We start from the raw sequence: 16881 nt of genomic DNA, 5'->3' as shown, positions 1-16881 counted from the left end.
TGGTTTCATCTGTGTAATTTGCAAGAAAAATAGGGGTTAAGGGTTAAAATCTTGCAAATTACATCGCATAAAAAATGATCATTGTCAATTAATATTAAATGGTTATGATGTTTTTCAGATACGACTACACCAGGGTCCTTAAACAAGCCGCCACCGTTCGCTTTTCCGGTTTACACACTCCACAGTGAGCTCTAGTGGCTCTGAAAGCAATATCCGGTTTATTGCGATACAAGAGCCCCAAGACAAGAGAAATTTACCTCCATTCGATAGACGAATCCCAGCGGGCGGCCTTGACTCAAATTGAAGAAAAATTTACACCCAAAAGACCAAAACCGCAACCAATAGGCGCAAGCAAAAATAAAAAAGAGGCTACGGGCAAACCATAACCTCTTGATTTTATTGGTCGGGGCGGCAGGATTTGAACCTGCGACATCCTGCTCCCAAAGCAGGCGCGCTACCGGGCTGCGCTACGCCCCGACAGTGTAAATTTCAGTGGTTCTGAAGCCATGTCCTGAACAGATCAAGCACCTGCGCCCGGTGACTCAGCGCATTTTTCATTTCCGGCGGCAGTTCCGCAGCCGTCAGCCTCTGATCAGGCAGAAAAAAGACGGGATCATAACCGAACCCTTTGTTTCCAAGGGGCTTCGTATGAATCATCCCCCGCCAGAACCCCTCGAAAGATGCATAACGGCCACCCGGCCGGTATAAAACGAGGACACATCGGAACCCGGCCCCCCTCTTTTCCGGAGGAATTCCTTCCATTTTTTTCAGCAGTTTCAGATAGTTTTCTTCATCCGTGGCGTCGGGGCCGGCATAACGGGCTGAATGAATCCCCGGTTCTCCATTAAGGGAATCAACTTCCAGCCCTGAATCATCGGCCAGCACGGCTTCGCCTGTAAAATCGGCGTACGCTTTCGCTTTCTTCAAAGCGTTTTCCAGGTAAGTCCGTCCGTTTTCAACAACCCTCGGCACCGCATCGTAGTCCGCCAGGGATCGGATGTTCATATCCGGCATATCGAGAACATGACGAATTTCCTCGATTTTCCCCCGATTCTTCGAGGCAATGACCAGACGTTTCAGATTACATCCCCCAGAATTTCTTCCTGCTTCTCTATCAGGGTCCGGATTCCTTCCGAGGCCAGATCGATCAGCCGTTCCATCACCGATCTTTCAAAAGGCTCCCCTTCCGCCGTCCCCTGTACCTCGATGAAACGTCCCGATCCGGTCATGACGACGTTCATGTCCACTTCCGCCTGCGAATCTTCCACATATTCCAAATCCAGCAGGACTTCCCCATCCACGACGCCGACACTGACGGCGGAGACAAAGTCCAGCAGGGGCATTTCGGCAATGATCTCTTTCCGCACCAGACTCCGGCACAACTCGGCGAGGGCGATGAAGGCCCCTGTGATGGAGGCGGTACGGGTCCCGCCATCTGCCTGAAGTACATCGCAATCGATGTAGATCTGCCTTTCGCCCAGCACATCCAGGTTCGTGACCGCCCGCAGCGATCGTCCGATCAGGCGCTGGATTTCATGGGTTCGGCCGCCGACACCGCCCCGCGAGTTTTCCCGTGCGGTCCGATCCGGTGTCGACCCGGGCAGCATGGAATACTCGGCCGTCAACCAGCCTCTGCCCGTCCCCTTCAGAAACGGCGGCACCCGTTCTTCGAGTTTTGCCGTACAGAGCACTTTTGTGTGCCCCATTTCGATGAGGACCGACCCCTCGGAAAACTCGAGAAACCGGTTGGTAATTTTCAAATCCCGAATCTCATTGCTCAAACGGCCGCCAGACCTTGACATGATCCTCATTCTCCATCAATCAAAAAAACCGCGAATACCCCGGCCGATGGATCGTGCGACATCCTTCTGAGCATCCTTGTCCAGAATTTTGCCCTTGTCGTCCTTGTTCGTCAGAAAACCCACTTCCACACAAACGGAAGGCACGGATAGACCCATCAAAACCAGAACGGGAACTTCCCGTATCCCGCGTCCCTTCCGGGGAAAAATAATTTCCAGATTTTTCTGGATCAATTGGGCCAAACGAATGCTGTCGTTGGCGTATTTTGTTCTCTCCATATTCGTGACCACACCTTCGCCTGAGGCGCTTCCACCAAGATGCTTGAGCCCGGGCAGGCTGATCTCGTAGCCCGATGCGTCAGGACCAAAACCGGCATTCGCATGGAGGCTGACCATCAGGGCCGCCTTGTATTTTTTAACCATGTTACGGCGGTCAGCAATGGAAACTGTTTTATCAGACGATCGGGTCAAGGAGACTTTGATCCGCGGATCGCTCTCTTCGAGATACTTCTTCAGTGAAACGGCCAGGGCAAGGGTGATGTCCTTCTCCGCGGTCTTGTCAGGCAGGATGACCCCCGGATCTGCTCCACCGTGGGCGGGATCGATCAGCACCCTGAAACCACCCTGCGCAGCCGATTGTGCGAAAATTTCGGGAGAAACGGCAAACAGAAGCAGCATAAAGAAAAAGATGGATTTCAAGAAGGTGGATCTCATGATGTTCCGTGTACTCCCCGATTGATGACTGAGCCTCTTACAGCAAAAAAATGCGCCCTGTCAACCGCGAATTCGACTAAACATGTCGAAGCCGTTCGACAGATTGCACGTTTTTGATACGTTTTATTGCCGATACGATCTTATTGAACTGGTCCAAGTCACTGACTTCAACCCGGAAATTGAGGACGGCACTCAAATCTCCCGTGTCAACATGGGCCTGGCTGATATTCACATCAGACGACGCAATAACGGCGCTGATCTCCGCCAGGGCGCCCTTTGTGTCTTTGCACACCACCCGGATGTGAACCGGGTAGGTGTGACGTTCCTTGATGTTCCATTCCAGCTCGACAAGGCGGTCCGGCTCGGCCCCCTGAATATTCGGGCAATCGGCCTTATGCACCGTGATGCCCCGCCCCCGTGAAACGAAGCCGAGAACTTCGTCGCCGGGGATCGGATCGCAGCACTTGCCGAAACGGACCAAGATATCCTCGATACCGGTAAGGGAGATGCCGGCGGATGATTTGGGGCGATCCCTTCTCCTGACAGGCAGGGCCGACTTTTCTTCCGTGCCTTCCTCTTCCGGTTCCGGCAGCATGTAGTTGACGACCCTCTTCGGCGACAACTTGAAATAACCCACCATGGCAAGGAGATCGTCGAGCGAATTCAGTGAATAATCCTCGTATATCTGTTTGATTTCTTCGGACTTGATAAATTGACCGTATTTGAGATTTCGCTTCCGGAATTCCCTCTCCAGCAGATCCCGGCCGAGGGCGATGCTTTTGATCCGTTCTTCCGTATTGATCCAGTATTTGATCTTCTGCCGGGCCCGGGAAGTCACGGCGAACTTCAACCAATCCTTACTCGGGTGATGGCCCGACTGGGTGATGATTTCCACCGTGTCGCCGTTCTGGAGTTCATACTTCAGGGGAACAATGCTCCGGTTGACCTTGGCGCCGATACACTGATGACCGACATCCGTATGGATACTGTAGGCAAAATCGATTGGCGTTGAACCCTTGGGAAATGAACGGACATCACCGTCGGGCGTAAAGACGTACACTTCGTCCGGGAACAGGGCCAGCTTCAGGTTGGACATGAATTCACGCGGGTTCGTCAGATCCTTCTGCACCTCCAGAAGCTCCCGGAGTTTTTTGATCTGCTCCTCATCGCTTCCCTGGTAAAGGGACCGTTTTTCCTTATAGCGCCAGTGCGCCGCAATCCCCTCTTCCGCCCACTCGTGCATTTCCCGCGTGCGAATCTGAATTTCGACCCGCTCGCCGTACGGCCCGATAACCGTCGTGTGCAGGGAACGGTAGTTGTTTACCTTGGGGATGGCGATATAATCCTTGAACCGCCCGGGAATCGGCTTCCAGTGGGCGTGAACGATGCTCAGGGCCTCATAGCAGTCCTTTTCCTTGTCGGAATCAAGAATGACCCGAAAGGCTGTCAGGTCATATACCTCGTCGAAGTCGATTCGCTGCTCCCGCATTTTCTTGTAGATTCCGTAAAAATGCTTGGGCCTGCCCTCGACCTCGCACTTCAGATCGTACTTCGCCATTTCATCGGCGATGATTTTGCGCACTTCCTCCGTGTACTGTTCCCGTTCCTCCCTCTTTTTCGCCACCCGCCGAGCCAGTTCATTGTAATCCTCATGATTCAGATAGCGGAACGCCAGATCCTCCAACTCGGTTTTCATCCAGTTTATCCCGAGGCGATTCGCCAGGGGGGCGAAGAGGTCCATCGTTTCTTTGGCGATGTACTTCTGTTTTTCAGGGGGATGAAACTCCAGGGTGCGCATGTTGTGAAGACGGTCGGCCAGCTTAACCAGAAGAATCCGGATATCCGTGGACATGGCCAGGATCATCTTGCGGAAATTTTCCGCCTGACGTTCTTCCTTGCTTTCAAAGGTGATTTTGCTGATTTTGGTCAGCCCGTCGACGAGAAACACGACATCCTTCCCGAAGGCCTCCTCGATTTCAGGCAGGGTGGCCAGGGTATCCTCCACCGTATCGTGGAGCAGCCCCGTCACAATCGTCGCCGCATCGACTTCCATGCCGACGAGAATCCCCGCCACTTCCATGGGATGGGTCAGGTAGGGTTCTCCGGAGAGGCGTACCTGTCCCTGATGAACCGTCGCCGAATAGATGTAGGCTTTTTCGATGATTTCCAGGTCATCGGGGTTGAGATATGTCCCGGCTTCATCCAGGATGTCGGTGATACGCAGCATAGGGTTTCTTCAAATCAATGGACACAACTGAAACGCCAAATGAAACGCCAAACCATCCACAGAACCTCAGCCCAATCCTTCCAGCTCGGTGTTGACGGCCGCCGCCAGATAATCCGTCACCCCGGCGAGATCGACATCCAGCACGTCACCGGTTTTACGATTCTTGACTTCGACTTTTCCTTCCGCGAGCTTTTTGGGCCCAATCGTCACACGATAAGGAATGCCGATCAGGTCGGCGTCCTTAAATTTAACCCCCGCCCTCTCATCCCGGTCGTCGAGAAGTACGTCCACCCCTTTGTCCGCCAGGCTCCGATAGAGATCCTCCGCCGCCGTGCACAGGGCTTTTTCGTTGCTGTTCACCGGCGTGATGATCACCTGGAACGGAGCGATTGGCACGGGCCAGATGATGCCATCGTCGTCATGATACTGCTCAATGGCGGCGGCCACCGTTCTGGTAATGCCGATACCGTAACATCCCATGACCATGACCTGTTCCCTGCCGTTCTTGTCCAGATAGACGGCCTTCAGGGCTTTGCTGTATTTCGTCCCCAACTTGAACACATGCCCCACCTCGATGCCCCGGGCAAAGGTGAGCGTTCCCTGGCAGCGGGGACAGACATCACCTTCCCGGACCACCCTGAGGTCGGCAAATTCGTCGGCCCTGAAATCGCGGTCCAGGTTGACGTTTTTCACATGGTAATCCTCACGATTGGCCCCCATGACCATGTTTTTCATGCCCATGAGGGAGTAATCGGCGATAATACGGGTTCCAATTCCAACAGCACCGGCAAACCCCCTGGGGGATCCCGTGACGGCGAGGATCATATCGTCCCCCGCCAATTCCAGTTCATCACATCCCAGGTAATTCCGGACTTTGATTTCATTGACCTCCTCGTCGCCCCGGACCAGGACGGCCACCGCCTTGCCGTCGGCATTGAAGATCAGTGTTTTGACCACATCGGCCGGTGTAACCCGCAGAAAGGCGCAGACCTCTTCGATGGTCCTGACGCCAGGGGTATGCACCTCCTCCAGGGGCGCCAGGGCTCCCTTGTCGGCCGAAGGCCCCTCCGGTTCCGAGACCTCAGCCTTTTCCAGGTTCGCCGCGTAAGTGCAACGGTCGCAGTAAACAATCCCGTCTTCACCGGAGGCCGCCATGACCATGAATTCGTGGGAAAAACTACCGCCTATGGAACCCGTATCGGCTTCGACGGACCGGAACACCAGGCCGCAACGGGCAAAAATCCGCTGATAGGCCTCAAACATCCTGCCGTAACTCAAATCGGCCCCTTCGTCATCGGCGTCGAAGCTGTACGCATCCTTCATACTGAATTCGCGGCAGCGCATAACACCGAAACGCGGCCGGATTTCATCACGAAATTTCGTTTGAATCTGGTAGAGGTTCCGGGGAAGTTGCCGGTACGTTTTAATCTCGTTGCGTACAAGATCGGTGATGACTTCCTCGTGAGTCGGGCCCAGACAGTACTCACGGTCATGCCGATCCCGGAAACGCAGCAATTCCTTGCCGTAGAAAACCCAGCGGCCCGATTCCTGCCAGAGTTCCGCCGGCTGGACCATGGGCAGGAAGACCTCCTGGGCGCCTGCCCGGTTCATCTCCTCACGTACGATCTGCTCCACCTTCCGAACGGTTCTCAGGCCAAGGGGCAGATAAGAATAAATGCCACTGGTCAACTTTCTGATCAGGCCCGCCCGGATCATCAGCTGATGACTGGCTATTTCCGCATCGGAGGGAACCTCCTTGACGGTGGGTAAAAAAAGATTCGAATAGCGCATGACGCCTCCCCGATGAATGATTGTTCCGCGCTCCCGTGCTTTTGATGCAGGAAAAGAGAATGCGGTTTCAAGGTACCATAACCGGCGCCGGAATGCATCCAAAAACCCCGGAGTCACGTTGCGGCCATCCGCTCAGCCATGCACCGGTAATGGACCTTGGACAAAATGAGGTTTCCCCACGAGATATCGGCACCCTTCCTTTGATATGCCGGACCTTCGGCCGCGCTGTTGAGGATTTGATTAGGGGAAGAGAAAACGAGGAAGCAAACCGGTCCCCTTTGCAAAAGAATATGATCAATGAACGATGATTTTACCCGCCATTTTTTCGACCTCGGCGAGAAGAACCGGGATAAATTCCGACTCCCTGATTTTTCGTACGACCCGCCCTTTCTTGAACAGCATTCCGCTTCCTTTACCGCCGGCGATCCCGATATCCGCCTCCACCGCCTCGCCGGGACCATTCACCACGCATCCCATCAGGGCGATTTTCAGCGGTGTTTCCACATGGGCCAATTTCCGCTCGGCTTCCTTTACCAAAGCCGGAAGATCGATTTCGCAGCGTCCACAGGTCGGGCAGGAGATGATTTCAGGGCCCCGTTCACGGAGGTTCAATGCCCGGAGAATTCCCCAGGCGACGGCCATCTCCTGAACCGGATCACCCGTCACCGACACCCGGATGGTGTCACCGATCCCTTCGGCCAGCAAAATCTCGACTCCCACGGAGGATTTCATGGCAGAGGGAAGGAGTGTCCCGGCTTCGGATACGCCCAGGTGCAGGGGATAGTCACACTTCTGCGAAAACACCCGACAGGCATCGATCATGGTTGCCACGTTCGACGATTTCAGGGATACCTTGAGATTGCCAAACCCCAGCTCCTCCAGATAAGCGACACTCCGCAAGGCGCTTTCCGCGAGAGCCGGTGCCGTGGGGCCGCCATGCCGGGCCAGGAGGTCTTTTTCGAGGGAACCGCCGTTGATGCCCAGCCGCATGCAAACGCCACGGTCCTTGGCCGCCAGAGCAATGTCCTTGAACTTTTCTCTGGGAATGTTGCCGGGATTGATACGGATGCCGTCCACGCCTTGACCAATGGCCAGCAGGGCCAGGCGGTCGTCAAAGTGAATATCGGCGACAATCGGGAGGGGGGATCGCCTGCGAATTTCGGATAAAACAGAGACGGCCTCCAGATCCGGAACCGCTACCCGGACAATCTCACAGCCGGCCCCGGCCAGTTTCCCGATCTGCTCGCATGTCGCCTGTACATCACGGGTGTCGGTGGAGGTCATGGACTGGACTGCCACCGGGGCATCACCGCCTATCCGTACATCCCCGACATGGACGGTTCTGGTCGTTTTCCTTTTTTGCATCTGCTTCACCGTCCCCGGAAATACCGCCCCTTCAAAGTCCTTGGATAGGTGGTCGTTCCGTCCGTCAGGCGGCCCGTCCTGCCTCGAACGCCCGCAGGTTCACATCCCGCAGCTTGGGCGGAAAAGAATCGTGGAGCACCTGGCTCCATATCCTGACGTCGACGTCGAGATAGGTAGAAAGGACCCCCAAAAGAACCGTATTTTCAGCCCTGATATTGCCGGCCTTGACGGCGATCCGGGTGGTGTTGATTTCCTTCACGTCCGACACCCGTTTCCGGACTGTCTCGGCGACCCCTTCCGGGTAGGGCGCCACACCCAGGTTCACGGCCGGGGGATAGAGCTCGAGTTCACTCATGATGACCCGTCCGTCTGGCTTCACATAATCCAGATTACGCAGAGCCTCCAGTCTTTCAAAGGCCACGAGAATATCGACCCCGCCTTTCGCGGCGAGGGGCGAGTAAACCCTTTCTCCGTAACGGACGTGACTCGTAACGCTGCCGCCCCGTTGAGCCATACCGTGGACTTCACTTTTTTTGACGTCGAGGCCCGATCTCATGACGACCTCACAGAGAATATCGCTCGCCCGGATGATTCCCTGGCCGCCGACACCAACCATATAGACGCTGGTCACGTTATTCTTCATGGCTCATTCCTCCTCCACAATCGCCCCAGCCTTGCACAGCTGCTGACACAGCGTACATCCCGTACAGTACACGCTTTCGATAAAGGCAATCCCTTCCTGGTTTTTCGTCTTTTTTTCGTAGGTCCCTTCCGACATTTCGGAAAAAGGACGCCATGAAATAGGGGGGCAACTCAGGCCGAGACAGAGCTTGCACCCGTTGCATTTTTCCGGATCGACCATGAGCGGCTTCCCGATGACGGGATTGGCCCGACGGAAGAGGACACAGGGGCTTTCGGCGATGACGACGGAAGGACCGGTGCCCGCCAGCTCCTTTTTCATGACCTTCCGGACCTGCTTTAAGTCAAACGGATCGACGGTCTCGACATTCTCGATACCAAAAACCCCGGCCAGAGCGGCAAAATCCAGTTTTTTGGCCGGCCGCCCCTGGAGGGTGTAACCCGTGGCCGGATGTTCCTGCATCCCCGTCATGGCCGTGGTGGAATTATCACAGATGACGACCACCGCATCACTCCCGTTGTAGGCCATATTCAAAAGAGGCGTCATGCCCGAATGGACAAACGTGGAATCGCCGATGACGGCAACGACCCTGCCTTTTCCCCCGTCACCGAGGGCCTTGCTCATGCCATGGGCCATGCCGATGCTTGCCCCCATGCAGACCGTCGAATGGAGGCCCTCCAGGGGTTTCATGAAGGAAAGGGTATAGCAGCCGATATCACCGGATACGAAGGCGCCCAGCTTTCCCAGAACGTAAAACACACCCCGGTGCGGACAGCCCGGGCAGAGATTGGGCGGTCGCGGGGGGACATCCGGTGCCGCAGGGATGGCGCCGATCTCGGCACATCCGCTGATGGCGGAAGAGACGATGCCGGGATCAAATTCATTCGCAAAGGGGAATATGGATTTCCCTGTAACGTCGATACCCATGGCTTTGATCTGCTCTTCCAGAAACGGATCGAGTTCCTCGACCACGTAAAGCTTTTTCACTTTTGAGGCAAAATTGCGGATAAGCTTCTCCGGCAGCGGGTACGGCATGCCGAGCTTCAGATAGGAATAGTCCGGAAAGGCGTCCTTCGCGTAATTATAGGGCATGCCCGATGTAATGATGCCCACCTCCCTGCTTCCCATCTCGACCCGGTTCAGAGGCGTTTTTTCGGCAAATTGCTTTAAGGCCGCCGTTCTTGTCTCCAGCGCCTGCCTGCGCACCCGTGCATTGCCGGGTACCATAACATATTTAGCCGCGTTGATTTTCACCCCCGTCTTGTCTTCCCACGGAATTGGCTCTTCCAGTTCGACGATGGATTTCGAATGGGCCACCCGGGTCGTCGTCCGCAAAAATACGGGGGTATCGAACTCCTCGCTCAGGTCGAGGGCGACCTTGATATATGCCTTCGCCTCCCGGCTGTCGGAGGGCTCCAGCATGGGAACCTTGGCGAATTTGGCGTAATTGCGGTTATCCTGTTCGTTCTGGGAACTGTGCATGGAGGGGTCGTCGGCGGATATAATGACAAGGGCCCGATTCGTTCCGGTATAACTTACCGTAAACAGGGGATCGGCCGCAACATTGACCCCGACGTGTTTCATGACGGCCATGGCTTTTTCGCCGCCTACGGCCGCTCCGATTGCGGCTTCAAGGGCAACCTTTTCGTTGGGCGACCATTCGGCGTACACGCCTTCATACCGGGCGAAGGTCTCCATGATCTCCGTACTCGGTGTCCCGGGATACCCGGCGGCGAAACGGACTCCGTGTTCGTAGGCGCCACGGGCGATCGCCTCGTTTCCTGACATCAGAACTTTCATTGCGTCTTGCTTCCTCTCTATTGTACCAGACTGGCTGGGTCAGCTGTTCAGGGCGATTTTTCTTTTGATGAAGAGTTCCGTGGCCGGATCGACTGTAATCGCCAGTGCTTTTTCATAATAATCGAGGGCCTTGGCCTTGTCATTCATCTCCTCGTAAATACGGGCGATGTTTTGGTAATTGAGGGCGACGAACCCGTTATCGACAGGCGTAACGATCGCCTTCTCGTAATATTCCAGGGCTTTCTTCAGGTCCTTCTTCGCTTCGTGTGAAGCCCCCAGAGCACTCAAAACAAGGGTGGTCAAATCGCTGCTCTTGGACGCCCGTCCCAGATATCGGTTGTAAAAGACAATGGCTTCGTCGTAACGGTTCATTTTAAAGGAGAGGTTGCCCAGTCGATAGGAGGCCAAAACGGCGGCATTGCTTCGCGGATAGGCGTCAAGGAGATCTCTGTACTGTTTGACCGCCGTCGTCACCTTCTTGGCGTCCCCCGATTTTTCCAGAAGGAAAGCGGGTTGATAGAGCGCAAGGGCCTTGTTTTCACAGATCCGGCTGTAGAGGAACCAGCCCGCAACCAGTAAAACCACAATAACAACCACTGTGGCGATGATTGTGATTCTGGTTCGGTTACGCTGCACATATTCCAGGGATTCTTCAAACAACACCTGCAGCTTGTCCGGCTCTTCCAGGTCCATCCTCGTCATTTTATCCGCCATATGTTTCTCCCGTTTCTTCCGTTTTTCTGATCCGGTCCAAAATGAGGGGGGGGATTCTGACAATCCTCCGTCCCCGATCAACAAAAGCATGGACCGTGTGTCCCTCCACCAGCATCCTTTCCCGGGGCTCATCCCATATCACATAGTCAAACCGGAGGCTGGCCCGTTTCACAAAGCCGATTCCCGTTTCCACCCACAGCAACTGGTCGTACTCAGCCGGGTACAGATAATGGGCAAAAACCTCCGTCAAGGGCATACCGTAACCCTGCTGTTCAATCCAGGCATAAGGCATGTCCATCTCCCGAAAGAGTTCATTGCGACCGATTTCAAACCATTTAATATAATTCGTGTGGTAAACGATCCCCATGGCATCGGTGTCCGCGTAAATGACACGGATTCTTGTCTGGTTACGCTTCAACGAACCGGCCCCAGTCCCTGATAAAGAGGTTCATCAACCGATAACCGGGCGACACGAGAATCCCCCCATTCTTCGCCTCTCTTTCCGTGTAAGCCGCACCGTTTTTCCGATTCTCATTCCCCAGGGACGACAGGATGACAAAGGGGCTGGGGTCTGCCGTATGGGTGCGCCGGACAATCGGCGTCGGATGGTCGCAAAGAACCAAAATACGCCAGGCATCGAAAGCGTTCAGCCCATTCAGGACGGTCCCCACAACGGCCTCGTCAAAGTTTTCAATGGCCTTGACCTTGCCCTGAACATTGCCTTCGTGCCCCATTTCATCGGGGGCCTCAACGTGGACAAAAACAAAATCCCGCTCCTGGAGACATTCCAGGGCCTTTTCACCTTTACCCCGGTAGTTCGTATCGATGTAACCCGTGGCGCCTTCGACACGCAGCACTTCCAGTCCGGCGTACACGCCGATTCCGTTCAACAGGTCCACCGCCGAGATGACTCCGCCCCGAATATGGTACGTCTCCGTCAGAGGCGCCATAGCCGGAGCCTTACCCTGCCCCCAAAGCCAGATGGCGTTGGCGGCTTTCCTGCCCCTGGACAGGCGGTTCCGATTTACCGGGTGATTTCGCAAAACGGGTTTCGCCCTCTCCATGAAATCGATCAGCACGTCACTCGTACTCCCGACGGGCAGATGAGGTGCGGTTTTCTTACCGGTAATATCATGGGGCGGCGTGGTTTTTGACGAAGGATCCCCTCCACGCCACACCAGCAAATGACGGTAACCCACACCGGGATAAAATCGGAAGGTTTCATTCCCCAGTTCCGCCTGAAGCTCCAGGATAAGCGCTTTCGCCTCGGCGGAGCTGATATGATCAGCGGTGAAATCATCCATCCGGGCATCGGGTCCGTCCGTTAAAGTCACCAGGTTGCACCGGAACGCGACGTCATCGGAACCGAGATGAATCCCCATGCTGGCGGCTTCCAAAGGCGCCCGTCCGGAGTAATATTCATGGGGGTCGTAACCCAGAACACTCAGGTTCGCCACATCGCTCCCGGGGGTGAAACCCTCGGGAATGGTATCGATCAAGCCGATGGTACCCTCCCTTGCCATGAGATCCATATTCGGCGTCCTGGCATACTCCAGGGGGGTTTGATCACCGAGTTCGGTCAGGGGGTAATCACCCATGCCGTCTCCCAACAACACGATGTATTTCATAGGTTATAGATTTTTTTCACGCAAATCACAGTTCATCGTCCTCCACGCGAATCAGTACGGTCTTGTCCAGGACGACATCCAGCCGGTCAATTGCCTGCAGGGCTTCGCGGACATCTCGCTCCCGCGCCTTGTAAGTCGTCATGACAACCGGCACGGCGCCTTCTTTTGTCCTGCCCTTCTGAATCACGGTGGAGATGCTGATATTCCGTTCACCGAGAATGCCGGATATCTTGGAGAGGACCCCGGGCCGATCTACAGCGGTGAAACGGAAATAATAGTTGGACCTCACCTCGTCGAAGGGACGCAGACGAATCTCCGACATGTCCTTTTCCCGGACCGAACGGGCCGGCACGCGACAGCCGGTACCTTTACGGATATTCCGTGCGATATCAACGATATCACTCATCACGGCCGATGCCGTGGGCATCATGCCCGCCCCTTGCCCGTACAGAAAAATCGGACCGGAAGCGCTCCCGACGATATGAAAGGCATTGTAATTCGTGTTCACATTCGCCAGGAGGTGACTGAAGGGAATCATCGTCGGATGAACCCGGGCTTCAACGGCATCGCCGCGATCGACAGCGATGCCCAGCAGCTTGATCCGATACCCCAGCTCCCTTGCAAAAGCGATATCCTGCTCCGTAATACCCGTAATGCCCTCGACATAGATCTCCTCGAGGCTTACATTCTTGCCGTATGCCAGAGAAACCAGAATCGCCAGCTTGTGGGATGCATCGATTCCCTCGACGTCGAACGTCGGATCGGCCTCGGCAAACCCGAGACGCTGGGCTTCCTTGAGAACAACGGCAAAACTTTCTCCGTCGTCGGTCATCTTGGTCAGGATGAAATTGGACGTACCGTTCATGATGCCGAAAATCGATTCGATACGGTTGGCAACGAGGCTTTCCTTGATGGTCCTGATGATCGGAATCGTTCCGCCCACACTGGCTTCGAAACCGATATCCACCCCGTTTTCTTCGGCTATACGGAAAAGGTCGTTTCCATGTGTGGCGATGAGGGCCTTGTTCGCCGTCACGACATGCTTTTTCGCCCTGATGGCTTCCACAAGAAAGGAATGGGCCGGCTCATAGCCTCCCATGAGTTCCACGACAATATCGATCTCCGGGTTGGCAATGACTTCCCCGGCATCCGTCGTCAGGCATCCCGGTTCCGGCACCACCGGCCGGGGTGTTGAGATATCGAGATCGGCCACCTTTTGTAAGACGAGCCGGGCACCGACACGTTTTTCAAAAAGGTCCTTTTCTTCCTGCAACAGCTTTACCACACCGCAACCGACGGTACCGAAACCGATCAAGCCTATCGATATCGACTCTTTCATGGATCCGTCCCCTTCTCTAAAACGCCGACCGGGAATCTTGGCCGGCAGCCATTATTTTACCCCGGCGATGCAGCGGTGCGCCGCGTCCCCCGCCTGATCCCCGTTCCCCTCAGGATCACGGCAAACACGCCCGGTTTCTATAACAGGTGCCTTCTTTTGTCAAAACAAATTCATCCGGCCAAATTGAGGCAGCAAAAGCGTTTCCCCTGAATATCAGGCGGTTTTAGCAATGTCCAGCCTGCCTTGCCATCGTCTCTTCAGCACTTCCCTCAGGAAAAAATGTTCGTCTTTTCCCAAATCCGGATCCGTTTCGATCAGATCGAAAGCATCCTTTTTGGCTTCACCGAGAATTTTCCCGTCCCGGACAATACTGGCCACCCGAAAATCGGGCATTCCCGATTGCCGGGTCCCCATGAATTCGCCGGGACCGCGAATCGACAGATCCGCCTCGGCGTTGTGAAATCCATCCTGGGATTCGATCATGGCTTTCAAGCGGCGTCGGGCATCTTCGGATCCGGTTTTCTGCACCAGAAGAATACAGGTTGAAGGAATATCACTCCGTCCGACCCGGCCGCGCAACTGGTGCAGTTGGGAAAGGCCGAATCGTTCCGCATGCTCGATAATCATCAGTGACGCCCGGGGCACATCGATACCGACCTCAATGACCGTCGTGGCCACCAGGATCCGGATCTGGCCGGATTGAAAAGCCGTCATGATCTCTTCCCGCCGGGCGGCTTTGAGTTTCCCGTGGATGAGGCCGACGGACTCATCCGGAAAAACCTCGTTCCCCAAATGTTCCGCCATGCGTGTTGCATCCTTCAAATCAAGGGTTTCCGATTCCTCGACCAGCGGATAGACCACAAAGACTTGATTGCCCCGGGCCAGTTCCTTGCGGGCCGCCTCATAGACCTTTTCGCGCTGCTGTTCATAGACGAGCTTCGTGCGGATCGGCTTTTGCCCCGGCGGAAGTTCGTCGATGACGGACACGTCCAGGTCACCGTAAACCGTCATGGCCAGGGTCCGGGGAATCGGGGTCGCCGTCATCACCAGAACATCGGGGTTCAAGCCCTTCTCCCGAATGGAGGCCCGCTGAATAACACCGAAGCGATGCTGTTCGTCGATCACGACCAGTCCGAGATTGGCAAATGCCGTATCCCGGGAAAAGAGGGCATGGGTACCGATCACGATTTGAATGGTCCCGTCCCGAATAGCCTCCAGCATGGTTCTTCTTTCCGCGGCACCGATACTGCCCGTAAGGAGGGCCGTTTTCACCCCCAATTCCTCCATCCAAGGGCCGATACCCCGATGGTGCTGTTCCGCCAGGATTTCCGTCGGCACCATGATCACCGCCTGGCAGCCATTGTCACAGGCGGTCAGCATTGCCACCAGAGAAACCACGGTTTTCCCGGAGCCGACGTCACCCTGCAGCAGTCGGTTCATGGGGCAATTCCGCCCCATATCCGCCTCGATTTCGGCAATGACCCGCTTCTGGGCACCTGTCAGTTCATAGGGAAGCAGACCCAAAAATCGCCGCACGAGACTGCCCCCCGTTTTGAAGGCAATTCCCGATTGCAGGACCGTCCCTTTCTTCTTGACTGCCATTCCCAGTTGGAAAAAAAAGAACTCATCGTAAATCAGACGCCGGTGTGCTTCGGAACGCATGTCGTTGAGAAGGCGAAAATCCGCATCCTGTGGCGGAAAATGAACGTCCCGGATGGCGCGATCCATATCCATCAGCCGGCGACGCCGGCAGATGTCTTCGGGTATGGGACTCATGAGATTTGACGCATAATGTTCCACCACATCCATCATGACCCGGCGGAGGGATTTCTGACGAAGACCCTCCGTTTCCGAATAAACGGGAACAATCCGTTTGAAATGCAGCAGGTCGTCTCCCTCATCTTCGAACAGCTCAAAATCGGGATGAATCATGGTTTTCCCGTCAAAATAACGGGTTATTTCACCGGAGAGGATATAGCGCCGCCCGGTTTTGAATACGTTTTTCAGGTAGGCAGGCCGGCCCCGGAACCATTTCGCCGACAGCGTTCCGGATCCGTCATGAAAACCAACCTCAAATACCGGCTTCCTCCCGTACCTGTGCATGTCCACACGGGCCGCCGTCCCCACAATGGTTTCCCGCCGTCCGACCTCCGTTTCCGCGATGGATTTGACAAACCGGCGGTCCTCATAGCGATGGGGGAAAAAATAAAGCAGGTCTTCGACATGGCTGAGGTTTTTCTTTGCCAGCAACTGGGATATCCGGGGGCCCACCCCCCGGACGTACTGGACGGGCAAGGCGAGCCTTTTCAGATTGTGTTCCATATCCCGACGGAGTTGCTCATGTAAAAGCGTCAAAGTCTCCGGTTGTTCCACGAAATGGTGCCGAAGATGCTGTGATATGTCTCGATGAAGATCGAGGGCCGTTTCAACCCGCTCTTTTTTCTCCTCCAGGGACAGGCTGTCAAAGTGCCGGAAAACGGCTTTCCAGGACATGAACATACGTCCTATTTCGCGACTCCCTGCTAACCCGTCGAACTGGCGAAGGGCAAGGCTTAGTTGGGCCAGGAGCTTCGCCATGAGACTCTCGACATCACGCAGCAGGTGGAGATGCAAATACCCGTCCCGGGAAGCGAATCGAAGAGGATTCTCCATTTTGTCCAGAATGGCGTCAATGGTTTGTATATTCTTCATTTTGTTGAATCGAGAATGCAATGATTACGGGTACAAAGGATGGTATTGTTAACAGAATCCCCCTTGCGCCGCAAGGAATGATTTGACAATTCATGGGATATGCGCTAGAAGGCACGTCTGTTGGTTTACCTATCTTGGGAGAAGACATCCTTCCCTTAAATAAAACAGCCGCC

At 55.1% G+C, this 16881-nt stretch carries 13 protein-coding genes and 1 tRNA gene; all 14 read right to left on the bottom strand.

Annotated features, from left to right (window positions below; all coding sequences use genetic code 11):
* Positions 1 to 400: 400 nt before the first annotated feature.
* Positions 401 to 477: transfer RNA gene (locus GX147_00605), tRNA-Pro, on the bottom strand.
* Between the two features lie 12 nt (positions 478 to 489).
* Entirely contained in the window at positions 490 to 1080 is a 591-nt protein-coding gene (locus GX147_00600) for an XTP/dITP diphosphatase (protein ID NLN59211.1), read from the bottom strand.
* Positions 1077 to 1802: a ribonuclease PH gene (gene rph, locus GX147_00595; GenBank protein ID NLN59210.1), complete on the bottom strand. Its 726-nt coding sequence runs from the start codon at positions 1800 to 1802 to the stop codon at positions 1077 to 1079. The genes GX147_00600 and rph overlap by 4 nt, the downstream gene beginning before the upstream one ends.
* A 15-nt stretch (positions 1803 to 1817) precedes the next feature.
* Positions 1818 to 2513 carry an N-acetylmuramoyl-L-alanine amidase gene (locus tag GX147_00590; protein NLN59209.1) on the bottom strand — a complete coding sequence of 232 codons (696 nt, stop codon included), beginning with the start codon at positions 2511 to 2513 and terminating at the stop codon, positions 1818 to 1820.
* Between the two features lie 76 nt (positions 2514 to 2589).
* Positions 2590 to 4740 carry a bifunctional (p)ppGpp synthetase/guanosine-3',5'-bis(diphosphate) 3'-pyrophosphohydrolase gene (locus tag GX147_00585; GenBank protein ID NLN59208.1) on the bottom strand — a complete coding sequence of 717 codons (2151 nt, stop codon included), beginning with the start codon at positions 4738 to 4740 and terminating at the stop codon, positions 2590 to 2592.
* A gap of 66 nt (positions 4741 to 4806) precedes the next feature.
* Positions 4807 to 6531: a proline--tRNA ligase gene (locus GX147_00580; protein NLN59207.1), complete on the bottom strand. Its 1725-nt coding sequence runs from the start codon at positions 6529 to 6531 to the stop codon at positions 4807 to 4809.
* A gap of 294 nt (positions 6532 to 6825) precedes the next feature.
* Positions 6826 to 7896 carry a flavodoxin-dependent (E)-4-hydroxy-3-methylbut-2-enyl-diphosphate synthase gene (gene ispG, locus GX147_00575; protein NLN59206.1) on the bottom strand — a complete coding sequence of 357 codons (1071 nt, stop codon included), beginning with the start codon at positions 7894 to 7896 and terminating at the stop codon, positions 6826 to 6828.
* A 64-nt stretch (positions 7897 to 7960) separates the two neighbouring features.
* Positions 7961 to 8539 carry an indolepyruvate oxidoreductase subunit beta gene (locus GX147_00570; GenBank protein NLN59205.1) on the bottom strand — a complete coding sequence of 193 codons (579 nt, stop codon included), beginning with the start codon at positions 8537 to 8539 and terminating at the stop codon, positions 7961 to 7963.
* Between the two features lie 3 nt (positions 8540 to 8542).
* Positions 8543 to 10336 (bottom strand): indolepyruvate ferredoxin oxidoreductase subunit alpha, encoded by a 1794-nt coding sequence (iorA, locus tag GX147_00565; GenBank protein NLN59204.1) that lies wholly within the window; start codon positions 10334 to 10336, stop codon positions 8543 to 8545.
* Positions 10337 to 10375: 39 nt separating this feature from the next.
* Positions 10376 to 11050 (bottom strand): tetratricopeptide repeat protein, encoded by a 675-nt coding sequence (locus GX147_00560; GenBank protein NLN59203.1) that lies wholly within the window; start codon positions 11048 to 11050, stop codon positions 10376 to 10378.
* Positions 11040 to 11468, bottom strand: coding sequence for an acyl-CoA thioesterase (locus GX147_00555; protein NLN59202.1), 429 nt, complete (start codon positions 11466 to 11468; stop codon positions 11040 to 11042). Before GX147_00555 ends, GX147_00560 begins: the two co-directional genes overlap by 11 nt.
* On the bottom strand, positions 11458 to 12678 hold the full coding sequence (locus GX147_00550; GenBank protein ID NLN59201.1) for a cofactor-independent phosphoglycerate mutase: 1221 nt from the start codon (positions 12676 to 12678) through the stop codon (positions 11458 to 11460). Before GX147_00550 ends, GX147_00555 begins: the two co-directional genes overlap by 11 nt.
* A 25-nt stretch (positions 12679 to 12703) precedes the next feature.
* Positions 12704 to 14017 carry a homoserine dehydrogenase gene (locus tag GX147_00545; GenBank protein NLN59200.1) on the bottom strand — a complete coding sequence of 438 codons (1314 nt, stop codon included), beginning with the start codon at positions 14015 to 14017 and terminating at the stop codon, positions 12704 to 12706.
* Between the two features lie 213 nt (positions 14018 to 14230).
* Positions 14231 to 16594, bottom strand: coding sequence for an ATP-dependent DNA helicase RecG (gene recG, locus GX147_00540; GenBank protein ID NLN59199.1), 2364 nt, complete (start codon positions 16592 to 16594; stop codon positions 14231 to 14233).
* Positions 16595 to 16881 lie beyond the last annotated feature (287 nt).

The sequence above is a fragment of the Deltaproteobacteria bacterium genome (assembly GCA_012522415.1).
Classification (GTDB): Bacteria; Desulfobacterota; Syntrophia; order Syntrophales; family JAAYKM01; genus JAAYKM01.
This window is presented reverse-complemented; position numbering and strand designations above follow the sequence as displayed.